At 39.3% G+C, this 10988-nt stretch carries 10 protein-coding genes; 4 read left to right on the top strand and 6 right to left on the bottom strand.

Annotated elements, in window-relative coordinates; genetic code table 11:
- Positions 1-81: 81 nt before the first annotated feature.
- The 6 genes from H9564_RS08600 to mvk form a co-directional block, all read right to left on the bottom strand.
- On the bottom strand, positions 82-768 hold the full coding sequence (locus H9564_RS08600; RefSeq protein ID WP_191685063.1) for a YjjG family noncanonical pyrimidine nucleotidase: 687 nt from the start codon (positions 766-768) through the stop codon (positions 82-84).
- A gap of 14 nt (positions 769-782) precedes the next feature.
- On the bottom strand, positions 783-1301 hold the full coding sequence (locus tag H9564_RS08595) for a DUF1440 domain-containing protein (RefSeq protein WP_191685065.1): 519 nt from the start codon (positions 1299-1301) through the stop codon (positions 783-785).
- Positions 1274-2311 carry a type 2 isopentenyl-diphosphate Delta-isomerase gene (gene fni, locus H9564_RS08590; protein ID WP_191685062.1) on the bottom strand — a complete coding sequence of 346 codons (1038 nt, stop codon included), beginning with the start codon at positions 2309-2311 and terminating at the stop codon, positions 1274-1276. Before fni ends, H9564_RS08595 begins: the two co-directional genes overlap by 28 nt.
- Positions 2312-2421: 110 nt before the next feature.
- Positions 2422-3540, bottom strand: coding sequence for a phosphomevalonate kinase (locus H9564_RS08585; protein WP_191685061.1), 1119 nt, complete (start codon positions 3538-3540; stop codon positions 2422-2424).
- Positions 3541-3565: 25 nt separating this feature from the next.
- Complete coding sequence (mvaD, locus tag H9564_RS08580) at positions 3566-4537, bottom strand: diphosphomevalonate decarboxylase (protein WP_191685060.1); 972 nt, start codon at positions 4535-4537, stop codon at positions 3566-3568.
- The gene (mvk, locus tag H9564_RS08575; RefSeq protein WP_191685059.1) at positions 4537-5487 is read right to left on the bottom strand and encodes a mevalonate kinase; all 951 of its coding nucleotides are present in this window, start codon (positions 5485-5487) and stop codon (positions 4537-4539) included. Before mvk ends, mvaD begins: the two co-directional genes overlap by 1 nt.
- Positions 5488-5646: 159 nt before the next feature.
- On the opposite strand from mvk, the gene H9564_RS08570 reads away from it, so the two are divergent.
- From H9564_RS08570 to H9564_RS08555, 4 genes are all read left to right on the top strand, one after another.
- Complete coding sequence (locus H9564_RS08570) at positions 5647-8508, top strand: helicase C-terminal domain-containing protein (RefSeq protein WP_191685058.1); 2862 nt, start codon at positions 5647-5649, stop codon at positions 8506-8508.
- 51 nt (positions 8509-8559) lie between these two features.
- Complete coding sequence (locus tag H9564_RS08565; RefSeq protein WP_191685057.1) at positions 8560-9078, top strand: cell wall elongation regulator TseB-like domain-containing protein; 519 nt, start codon at positions 8560-8562, stop codon at positions 9076-9078.
- Positions 9079-9154: 76 nt separating this feature from the next.
- A complete protein-coding gene (locus tag H9564_RS08560; RefSeq protein ID WP_191685056.1) occupies positions 9155-9880 on the top strand; it encodes a DnaD domain-containing protein in 726 nt (241 codons plus the stop codon).
- Between the two features lie 23 nt (positions 9881-9903).
- Positions 9904-10836 (top strand): DMT family transporter, encoded by a 933-nt coding sequence (locus H9564_RS08555; protein ID WP_225209631.1) that lies wholly within the window; start codon positions 9904-9906, stop codon positions 10834-10836.
- The last annotated feature ends 152 nt before the right edge of the window (positions 10837-10988 follow it).

Raw genomic sequence — 10988 nt, 5'->3', positions numbered from 1 at the left:
ATTTTTGATTAAATCAAAAATCATAGTTCGCATTTTCTTAGTTAGAAGCTAGAAAATAATAGTTAATTCCCAGCCTCCTTTTTAAAGAATTGTTTTTAATTCAGTTAACCGATGAATTTCGAAGGTTGGTGTTATCCGTGTAGGATTGTGAAGTGAATGAGGATTAAACCACACGGTATCAAGCTGAGCGTTAACACCACCTTGAACATCTGAACTTAATGAGTCGCCAATCATCAGAGTACTGGTTTGCTGACCATTAATTTTGGCTAATACATAATCAAACATTTCTTTTTTCGGCTTTTGGAACCCAATAACTTGGGAAATAAAAATTCCATTAAAGTATTGCAAGAGTTGAGAATCTTTTAATCGTTTATCTTGGACTAGCTTTTGACCATTAGTAACCGCGTATACACTATAGTTATTTTCTTTTAAATACTGCATTACGGTTCGCGTGCCGGGTATCAATTGATGGTTATTGCTAAGGTAGTGGAGATAGGTTTTGATTGTCTTTCTCCCTGGGACATTTAGCTTATGGTAGACCTTAAAGTAGTCAGCAAATAAGTGGTTCATTAACTGATCCCAGCTAAGCTCGTTTCGTTCATATCTCTGCCACATATTAACGTTATAGTTTTGAAAAGTTCGTTTAGTGTTAGCGGTTAATGGAATGTTGAAGTTACTAAAGAGCTGTCTTAAAGCATGATCTTCAGCGGCTCCGTAGTCAAGTAGAGTATCATCAAGGTCAAATAAAATATTTTTATAATAGGGCATTTTTGCTTTTCCTGTTAGTCTTCACTATTAATACCACGGATGATTTCATCAATTATCCACATCCAAACGGCATGCCCTAGAATTTCGGAAACGTGTTCTTCAAGTGATTGATCTTTGACCGCTGGAACAGTTCCTAAAGCGGGCATTAATTCAACATGAAATGCATCCCAAACAGCAATTCCGAATGGAACCCCATGACCGATTTTAATCCATGGCAAAAGTTGACCAGCAATACTATAGGTAACTCCAAATCCGATTGAAAAGCCGAAGTGAACCAAATAGCTTACCCATGGTAATTGGTGACCGGAGTAGGAATATGTTGAATGAGTAACCTTAGCAGGAATTCCTAACTGTTGAAGGAGCTTTTGCGGTGGGTTAGTTTGATCTCTTTCCGGTGTCCGGGGTGGTAAAATGTTTTCCCAACCGAGTTTAACAAGACCACCAATTATCCCACCAGCAACACCAGCGGCAATAGTAACTGGCCAATTAATTTTTAAAGACCTCCTTAAATTAAATGACGTTGTTGAGCATATTCTAACTCTTTACCATGTAAAACAAAATCAATTGTGGTTAATTCATTAAATGATCTACAACCGAGAAGGGTAAGAAGACGAGGAAGAGTAGCCTGCCAATTATTGATCTCCTTATCAAGAGCATCGAAACCGTCGCGAATAAGGAGATTAAGAAAGTATCCAGCCACTCCAACGGCATTCGCACCAAGAATTCCTGCTTTAACAACATCGAGCGGTGAACAGATACCACCGGAGGCAATGATTTGGGTAGTTCCTTTACGGGCTTGACGAGCCTCAAGTAAAGATTCTAATGTTGTTTGTCCCCAGTCATTGAGAAAATTAAAATTAGTGTGGCGGTTTCGCCGATCCTCAATTGCCGCAAAATTGGTACCGCCGCGACCACTAATATTAATCAACTGGACGCCAATTGATTGGAGCTGATTGATTGTTGCAGTGTTCATCCCAAAGCCAACCTCTTTTACGATTACTGGAACATCGAGATGGTTAATCAATGATTCAATGTTTGATAGCCAGTGAAAGTCACGATCGCCGTCATTCATAATTAACTCCTGGGTAGTATTAATATGGAGTTCTAAGGCATCAGCGTTTAGTAACTCAATAATGGTCCGCGCTTGTTCTAAACTTGCCTTGGCACTCAAATTAGCAATGATAATACCATCGGGATTTATTTCACGAACCACGGAGAAACTTTTCCTGGCAGCTGGATCATGAAAAATAATACTAGCTGAACCAAGGGCCATTGCAAGCTGGTACTTTTTTGCTAGAATTGCTAGTTCCTGATTAACCTGATATGCATTTTGGCTACCACCAGTCATTGCCTCAATAAAGAAGGGGGAGGTGAAATTTAGTCTTCCGCAACTTGTAGCTGTTGTTACCTCTTTTAGAGCAATTTCTGGTAGGCTATGATGGATGATCTGCATACTATCGAGTGAATTAGTATGGACCTGATCGTAAAGTTTAGTTGCCAATGAAAGGTGTTCGTTCTTGCGTTGAGCATGATTTGATTCCATAACTGTTCTCCTTAAAATCATCAAAATGACAACAAAATTATTTAATTCCATTATAAAGTAAAAGAGTGTGATTTTAGATCAATTGATCAATTATCATACTCTTTTAGTATTTATTGTTCTTTTTTAATAAGTCGGTGTTTGATTTCACCCTTAATATTTTCAATGAAGTGAACAGAAAGGGGTAATTGCTCAATCTTATTTGCTGTCCATTCTGTTAATACTTGCTTGAAATTGCTATTTCGATCAATGGCGACAATCCCGCAGTCACCACCACCGGCACCCGATGTTTTGGCCGCACCGCCAAAATCTTCAGCTATTTGACAAAGCTTGTTAAGGATTGGCGTTTCAATGTGAACACCGGAATTAGTTCCTAATTGTTTTAGTAACTCACGATTATAACGGATTTCATTTTTAATTGCCTCTAAGTTAGCATTATGGAAACCGTCAACCATCCGTTGAATACAGTGCTTACTTTCTTCTAGAAATTGGTGATATTCTTTTTGCTGGCGAGCCTTAAATAGTGAGATTTTATCTACCAACTGTGAAGTAGAGGCAGGTTTTCCAGTCCAGCCGATAAGAAGTTGGAGGTTGCTTGGCGCCTTTAGTGACTCAATTTTTAAATCGGGCCAAGGAAGTTCAATAAGGGTTCGCAAATCAAGGTACTTTCGCTGTTGAGCGAGCCATTGACGATCAAATGAATGGTAAGCGATCCAGCCACCGTAAACAGAAGCGGCAACATCACCCAGTGAACCATTCCCCTGGACTTCAAAGTGGGCAATGGCAGCTAATTTAAAAATTTCATCTTTTGTTACTGGAAGGTTGTAAAAACGGCAAAGGGCTTTAACCGTGGCAACGGTAACGGCAGCCGACGAGCCAAGCCCGTACTTCTTTCCAGATTCACTATCAAGTTGACTATCAATATGAAGATCAAAAATTCGTAGTTCACGAGCAAAGGCCCGTGCATATTCTTCAGTTACCTTAATTGCAGATAGAATATACGAAAATGGGTTGTCACGATTATCGACAACCATTTGTTCTCCAAGGCGGTGCCATTGTAAAGCGTTGTTATGGTATTGGCGACTGATAATTCGACCAACTTCTGCGGCACTTTCCTCAATTGAACAGGTAACAAATTGATCCAGTGCTACTAAAATCGCTGGATAACCATTTTCAACAACAGCATATTCACCGGCAATATAAAGTTTGCCAGGTGCTTTTTCAGTAATCAATCTTACATAACCTCTCAATCAAATCCTATTTACTAATAATTTTTACCCCTGGTCCAGGTTTTGATACGATAAGCTTTTCTTGACCAAAAAGCTTCCCCAAGTATTCAATGATTTTTGAACGATTTTTTCGGTCATAAATTACCTTTACGTTCGGACCAGCATCCATAGTATAGTAACAACTAATTCCTTGAGAGCGCAAGTCATTAATTGCTTGGATTGCACGAATGGTCTCACCGTTAAAGTAAGTGTATCCTGGATCAGCAGAAAGGGTGAGTGCATGCATCCGCAAGGCATTTTTCTCAGCAATATGACCAATTTGGTCGATGTCTTGATTATTGATAGCTCTTTTCATTGCTACCATGTCATGAGCAACTACTTTATGCCATGCAGGATAATAGGGCGATGTTTCAACACTTGATTGCATCCCTTGCCGACTTGAAACTTTCTTTTTGGAAGTATTAAGGAGGAGTGCAATCATTTCAATCCCAAAATCAACATTTTCCATAATTGGTTCCGCAAAGGAAGTGAGATCATCCGTTCCTCGATGCCACTCAACAAGTCCCCCATAAATGGAGCGCGTGGCAGATCCAGAGCCTCGGCGAGCTAAACGGGAAAGATCACGACGATCAAGTTCCAGTCCAGCAGCTTTACTGGCAGCGGTTGCCAATGCTGCAAATGCTGAAGCAGAAGAAGCTAATCCTGCCGAGATGGGAACGTGGTTAGTGGAAATGACATTAGCATAGCTGTTTTTTCCGCTCAATTTCCTAATAATATTAAGGAAATTGATGACTTTGTCAGCTGCATGACCAGTAACTACATGGCCATCAATTTCAATATGATCCGCAGTTAGGTCATCCCTAAATTCTACACTGGTATCAGCATAAAATTCGTTTAGCGTTAGTGAAAGACTATCCGTTTGCGGAATGATCAATTTCTGGTCCTTTTTTCCCCAGTACTTAACTAATGCGATGTTAGTATGTGCACGCGCAGTAATCATTAATTGCTTTCCTCCGTATCCCCAAGTGGTTGTAACCAAACCTGTTGAGCACCATTATCTTTTAAAATTCCTGCTAGTTTTCGGGCACCAAGTGCAGTCTTAGTAAGGGCAAACATACAGCCGCCGCGACCACCACCCGTTAATTTGGCGCCTAATGCACCATTACGATTAGCAGTAGCGATTAAATGCTCAAGGTGTGGTTCGCTTACTTTTAATGCCTTCAAATCATTTTGGGCACTATTTAAGGCGATTCCTAAACTCATACTTTCGTCGTTCTTTAGGTAATCCCTTGTTAAATTGACTAATTTACCAAGGTGGTTAATATGGGATTGCGCACTATCATGATTAGTCTCTAATTCATTTTTAACCGCATCAATCGCTTCTTTAGTTGCTCCCTTAATTCCTGTATCAGCGATTACCATAGTCGTATGGAGGTTCATTTTTAAGGCGACTCCTTCTTTACCTTTAATAAAGTAGAGGGGAGAAGTTGAACTGACGGTTGCAGCATCCAATCCAGATGGACTTCGGTGGGTCACTTCTTCTTCAATATCGGCAAGCTGTAACAGTAATTCGCGGCTTAATTGTTCTTCGTATAAATCAAAAAAGGCACGAACGATTGCGATCGCTGTTGCTGCAGATGATCCCATACCTCGTTCTGCCGGTAATTGGCTTTCAATTGTCATTACCCATTGGTCGCTTTCACCATTAAAACGATGCATTAGTGAAGCGATCAATCGTTGAACACCCGCCATCTTTTCCGGTAACTTATTTAATGGCCCCGTAAAATAACGGCTTTTAATTTGGTGACCACCCTTATCTGTACGATCAATAGTTACTGTTAATGTAATGTCAGGAAGAGGGAGGGCAATTGCTGGTTCACCGTAGACAACGCTGTGCTCGCCCATTAGGATTAGTTTGGCATGACTGTGACCGATTCCTTGTTCTTTCACATCAAAACCTACTTTCTTCGTAAAATACCATTATTAATAATAGCGTAAATTTATTGATTTGCCAAAGGACTGCGGCAATTGTTACTATAATTTAAAAAACGAATGGTGTATCATAATAACAGAACTTTGATCGAATAAATAACGAAACATGGTGATATTTTGTCAACAACGATAAAACGCCGGCAAAAAGGGAAGAAGACTCGTGGACCAATATATTCAGTCGTTGATTTGGAGACAACCGGGACAAGTGTTAATCATGGCGACCGAATTATCCAGGTTGGTTGTATCCTTGTTCAAGATGGCGAAATCATTAATCATTTTGAAACCAAAATTAATCCGCAGATGACTATTCCACGACAGATTACACAATTAACTGGAATCAAGAATAGCGATGTCCGTCATGCACCACTTTTTGACGATGTTGCAGGAACACTCTATAGTCTTCTAAGTGGAACGATTTTTGTTGCCCATAATGTTAATTTTGATTTTCCGTTTTTGAATGCAGAGTTAGAACGAGCTGGCTACCCTTCTTTGTCAATTGAGGCAATTGATACGGTAACTTTGAGTCAAATCCTCATGCCTACTGCAAAGAGTTACCGCTTACGGGATCTTACTAGTTCATTATCCATTGAACACAGTCATCCCCACAGCGCGGTTTCAGATGCTGAGGCTACTGCCCACTTATTAGTTGACTTGATGAAACGGTTACGGGAGTTACCAACTTTAACTCTTGAAAAGCTGGTTGAACTTAAATTAAATTTACCTCAGCAAACGACGATGATCCTCGATGAAGAGTTAGAACGACGGGTAACTAGTCCTTTGCCATTATCTGATGAGCTATACGTCAGCCACGGAATCGTCCTCCATAAGGTTCGCCCGGCGACAAGTCAAGGTAAAGTCGTGAATGTTCGTTATCCATCAACTAAGCGGGCTAAACTAAAATTATATGGAGAAATGTTGGAATTTCGGCCTACCCAGTCGAAGATGATGAATAGTATTTATAATAACTATACTCACGATGCACCTAAGTCAATGATTGTTGAAGCTGGTACCGGAACCGGAAAAACACTTGGTTACCTTCTTCCGTTAGCTTATGCGGCATATCCTAATAAAAAAATTGTTGTAAGTACTGCTACCAATCTTTTGCAGCAACAGATTGCTCAGCAGGCAATGAAACAATTAAACCGTATTCTTCCGTTTGAATTAAATGGGGTTGTGGTAAAGGGGAATTCTCATTACCTCGACCTTGCTAAATTTGTTCATTCACTAAGTATTATCGAAGACTCTGACTATATTCAATTAATCAAGGCAAAGATCCTTGTATGGTTATTGGGGACGACTAGTGGGGACCTAGATGAACTGAATTTAAATGCTCAACGCTCTCCTTATTTTGCAGAGATCCGCCATCAGGGAGTAAAAACTCTGCGTGAGGATAATGAATTTTATAAAGACGACTTCTTAATTCGTCGGCAAAAACAATTGCATACGGCAAATGTGATCATTACTAACCATTCCTACTTAGTTGACCATGCTCAAGAGTTAGGGGATGGTACTCGTCGACCTTACCTAGTAGTTGATGAGGCTCAGCATTTAAGTGAAAGTATTCTTCGTCGGTCGCGCCAGATCCTTGACTTTCAAAATATCCGAACTGCAATTCATGTTTTGAAGAATTTGGTTAGTAACAATCAGGAACGTAATCTGGCAAATATTTTTGAAGAGCATGCTCTTGGCTCATATAATGTTGAATTACTAAGGGATGATTTACGTGCCCTAAATGAGGCTAATGATGCTTTTCAACAAGCACTCTACCGTCAGTTTATGCTTAATATCCAAAGTAACCCTAATGAATTGATTGAACAGCCATTGGATAACCAACAACTCTTATCATTATTAACGCCAACTAGTAAGCCAATAATGCAATTAGAACAGGCTCTAGCAAGCATTCAGCTTCACTTTGTAGCATTACGCCATCTTTTTGAGCAGCAGGCTGATCGGTGGCTCTTTAGTGATCGGTATTTAATGAGTCAGTTCCAAAGTCAATGGTTTGTCCCTGCTGATGCCGATAATAAGCTTCATCAATTTATAGAAACTCTTGAAGAACGAGGAAGTTCAGCCGCTTTTTGGCTTACTGTTCAACAATCCACTGAACATAGCTCAATGAAACTCAGTGGTGGTCTTTTGACAGCTAACCACTTTTTAACGGAGAACGTTTATCCATACTTTGCTCAACCGTTATTCGTTGGTGCGACCCTCTTTACTTCAAGTCGATCAAATTACTTGTATGAACAGTTAGATTTAGAGAGGTCCCAAACACTTCAAAAGCGCTTTGCTTCACCATTTAACTATGCAGAAAAGGCAAAGTTATTGATTGCTAAAGATGCACCTACCCCTAACCGAACCAATAATGAAGAATATATTCACTATCTTGCCCAGACAATTTACGATCTATGCAAAGATAACGAATGTCAAACGATGATTCTTTTTAATTCACTGGTAACGATTGAACAGGTTTATAGTCAACTTAAAGAAACTGATCTGTTTGATCAACGCGATATTTTGGCACAGGGAATTACCGGGCGACGAGAAAAACTTTTAAAACAGTTTGCGAGTGGGACAAGTTCAATTTTACTTGGTGCGTCTAGTTTTTGGGAGGGAATTGACTTGCCTAAAAACGCTTTGGAGTTATTGATTGTTACTCGTTTGCCATTTGATTCACCAGATGAGATTATGAATCGGGCTTATAATGACTTGCTGAAACGTGAAGGTAAAAATCCTTTTTATCATTCTTCACTTCCTAAAGCAACGATGAGACTTCAACAAGGAATTGGTCGATTATTGCGAACCCCTGAAGACTTTGGAGTTGGAGTAATTCTTGATTCAAGGATTAGTACTCGGCGATACGGATATTCAATGTTAAAGAATCTGCCTAAGTGTTTGCCGGTAGAGGAATTGCCAACAACTAAAGTAGTAGAAAGTGCCAAAAATTTTTTAAAAAAGCAGCGGACAAATAACGAAAGCTAGAAATTTCTGGTATAATTTTTAAGATTAATAAATTTAAAGAGGGGAAGTTACATGCAAAGTCGTCGTGAGGTCCAGCGTGACAAACAAAATCGTTCTACTGGACAAACGATTCGTAATCTTTTAATTGTCATTGTGGCAATTATTGTTATTATGGGGATCTTTTACCTCATTAGTAATCAGCCACGTTCGGCAGCCAGACGACAAACGGTTTCCATTGCAAAAAAGTATGCTCACCTCAAAGATCCAGGTAGCTTCTACATTTACAATCGTGAAAGTACTTATTACACCATCGCAGGAAAGAATGATAAAGATCAACCGCTCTTGGTAGTTGTTCCTCAGCATGGTGGAAACGTTCGGGTGTTGAAACAAAATAGTGGCCTGACAGCACAGCAAGTAATTCAACAAGTTCGCCAAGACCATAATCCACAAAAAGTCTTAAAAGCAGCTCCTGGAGTTTTTAATGATAAGGTGGTCTGGGAGGTTACTTACCGTAATCAAAAAGGCCAATTATGTTATGAATTAGTTAACTTTAAGACAGGTAAAGTTATTCAATCAATTAATAATCTGTAATTTATAAAGATAGGGGGACGATCCTTGATCACTACACCCTTATCTTTTTTGGTTAAATTTATTAAGGGGGTTCGTAATGACTGAAAATAATCCGTTAGTTCAATACCTTAATGCTGGGGAGACAAATATTAGTAATATTCTTCTTCATCATTATCATGAATTAGGGATGTCAACAGCTCAGTTGGTTGTCTATCTTGAATTTAAATCTTACCTTGATCGTGGGATTATCGATCCCGACATTCGTCAAATTGCGCGCCACCTTCAAACGGATGAAAATCAGGTTTTTGATCTTTTACATCAAATGATGAGCAATAAGCTGGTTGTCCAACAGATGCGAAAATTAGCTGATGGGAAGGAAGACGCCTTTTGGGATTTTACGCCACTAATTAATAAGATCGGCGCCTTTAATGAACAAGAAGCGGTTGAAAAGGTTGAGACTAAAAATAGTAATCAACGAAAGACGACGTTTAATAAGATTGAAGCTGAAGTCGGCCGACCATTATCGCCAATGGAAATGCAGATCGTTAATGATTGGATTGACCGTGATCATTATCAAGGAGCAATCATTGATCTAGCGTTAAGGCAGGCGGTAATGAATAATGCTTTGAGCCTTCAGTATATGGATCGGATCTTAAGAAATTGGTCCAGGCAGGGACTAAAATCGGTTCACGATGTTCAGGAACATGAACGTCAATTTGAAGAACGGAAATCACAAAATAGTTATTCACACCAAGAATCAAGAAAAATTCAGGGGCCTAAAATCCCAATTTTTAATTTGAATACTCAACAGAAAAATAAATAATTTATGAGGAAGAAGGGTACTTTATGGTGAAGAAAACAAGTAATCCGATAATGAAAGGGATTATCATTGCGGCAACTGCATCAATAATGTGGGGGATTTCAGGGACAACTCTCCAGCTAATATCCCAGAACCTAGCAATTCCAGCGACATGGATGCTTTCTATTCGAACATTTGCGGCCGGAATTATTTTGCTTGTAATTAGTGGCTTTATGTACGGAAAAAAGACTTTTAATGTTTTTAAACATCGTGATACGACAATTTCTGTCATTGCTTATGCAATCTTTGGGTTAATGGCTAACCTCTTGACTTTCTACTATTCAATTCAAACTGGGAATGCTTCTGCTTCAACTATCTTGCAGTACCTTTCACCACTATTTATTGTTCTTGGGGGAGTTGTCTTTAAACACCGTCGACCTTTCCGGAGTGATTTAATTGCCTTTGGATTAGCGTTAGTTGGAGTTTTCTTTGCATTGACTAAGGGAAACTTTACTCAGCTAGATATTCCAATGGACTCACTATTGTGGGGATTAGGTTCAGGGATTACAGCAGCCTTTTACGTTGTCTTGCCGCAAAAGGCCGCTGATTCTAACCCACCAGTTGTTGTACTTGGTTGGGGGACGATCATTGCTAGTCTTCTATTTAATATTTACCGGCCATTTTGGGTTAATCCACCACAAATCAGCGGTGAACTGGTTGCCTCTGTAGCAACAGTTGTTCTTTTTGGTACAATCTTGCCTTTTAGTTTACTAATGCTTGCTACTCGCTATGCGCCTTCAGATGTTGTTAGTATTATGGATGCATTACAGCCGATTACAACTTCATTATTGAGTGTAATCTTCTTTAACCTCCACTTGACCTTAGTTGAAATTCTTGGGATCGCATTAGTTATCATTGCGGTTTATGTTCTTCAAGCAGGGAGGAAGAAGAAACTAGAAGCTAATATAGATATTGATTAATTTAAAAATGAAGGGTATCTGTCAACTGGTATGGTTAACTAAAAATACTTCCTACGAAAATGTAGGGGGTATTTTTTTATTGAGTATTTACAATCTAAGTGCAACAGATTTTAAAAAATAAACCCATAGCGGGTAGAATATGTTTAACGACC

The organism is Limosilactobacillus avistercoris (assembly GCF_014836425.1).
In the GTDB taxonomy this organism is placed as follows: Bacteria; Bacillota; Bacilli; order Lactobacillales; family Lactobacillaceae; genus Limosilactobacillus; species Limosilactobacillus agrestimuris.
The sequence above is the reverse complement of the archived record's forward strand: the minus strand, read 5'-3'. Positions and strand labels throughout refer to the sequence as shown.